Raw genomic sequence first — 1,117 nt, 5'->3', positions numbered from 1 at the left:
CGCCTGGCCTCTCCTTCACCTTGTCGAGCAGTGCGATTGACGCAGCCGTCAACAAGCGCGGCGTCGTGCTCGCGCAGATGTCGATGATATCGGATGAGCTCGAGGCGCAAACGCTCGTCATTCCTGTCGACCTGCGCATTGCACTGCGCGAAAGCTATTTCCTCGCCTGGGATCGGGCCGCCTTGCAGAAGCCCCACGGGCGCGAATTCCGCGATTGGCTCATTGCTATTTCCCGTCAGCAGGCTTTGGCATCGGCTCCCAAGTAAACACTTTAGAAAAACTAAAACGGAACCTAGCTGAGCGATATTGATGAAAATTTGCGCCTGGCGATAATTTGCGCAGTCGCCTTTCCTTGGCGGCATGGCCGACATAGCAGGAGAGCTCGATGGCGCGAATTGACAAGATGAAACTCGGGACTTTCGTCTATACGTTCGGGTTTCATCCTGCCTCCTGGCTGCATCCGGCAAGTGATGTCAACGGCGCCAACGACTTCGCTCACCTGCTCGATGTCGCCAAACGATCGGAGGCAGCCAAGTTCGATTTCATGTTCATGGCGGATTCTCCTGCCGCCGCCGTCGGCGATCCCTATGCGCTTGCCCGCATTCCCACAAAGATGAACCGTTTCGAACCGCTCTCGCTGCTTTCGGCTCTGGCGGTCACCACCAACGATCTCGGTCTCGTGGCAACGGTGTCGACGAGTTACTACGAGCCATACAATGTCGCCCGCCTGTTCGCCTCGATCGACCATTTGAGCAAGGGGCGCGTCTGCTGGAATGTCGTCACGTCAGATCATGACGAAACCGGCTACAACTTCAATCGCGAGGGGCTGGACCCGCATGCACTGCGTTACGAGCGCGGCAACGAGTTCGTCGACGTCGTGTTCGGCCTCTGGGACAGCTTCGAGGAAGGCGCGCTGCTGCTCGACCGTGAAAACGGCATCTACTACGACAAGGACAAACACCACACGCTCAATCACAAAGGTAAGCACTTCCAGGTTCGCGGTCCCCTCAACATCGCGCGAACGCCCCAGGGCCGCCCGGTCATCGCCCAGGCGGGCGGTTCGGAAACCGGAATGGACATGGCGGCGCGCACGGCCGAGATCGTCTTCAGCCTCGCA

Annotated in this window: 1 protein-coding gene and 1 pseudogene; both read left to right on the top strand. The window is 58.8% G+C overall.

The genetic code is table 11. The features are described 5' to 3' along the window. Positions 1 to 266: pseudogene (locus tag FY112_RS00450) on the top strand (LysR family transcriptional regulator); the annotation flags it as partial. Between the two features lie 119 nt (positions 267 to 385). Continuing rightward, positions 386 to 1,117: NtaA/DmoA family FMN-dependent monooxygenase (locus FY112_RS37275; protein WP_246700573.1), on the top strand; the 732-nt coding region annotated here is incomplete at its 3' end.

Source organism: Rhizobium sp. PEPV16 (genome assembly GCF_008919455.1).
In the GTDB taxonomy this organism is placed as follows: Bacteria; Pseudomonadota; Alphaproteobacteria; order Rhizobiales; family Rhizobiaceae; genus Rhizobium; species Rhizobium leguminosarum_Q.
The sequence above is the reverse complement of the archived record's forward strand: the minus strand, read 5'-3'. Positions and strand labels throughout refer to the sequence as shown.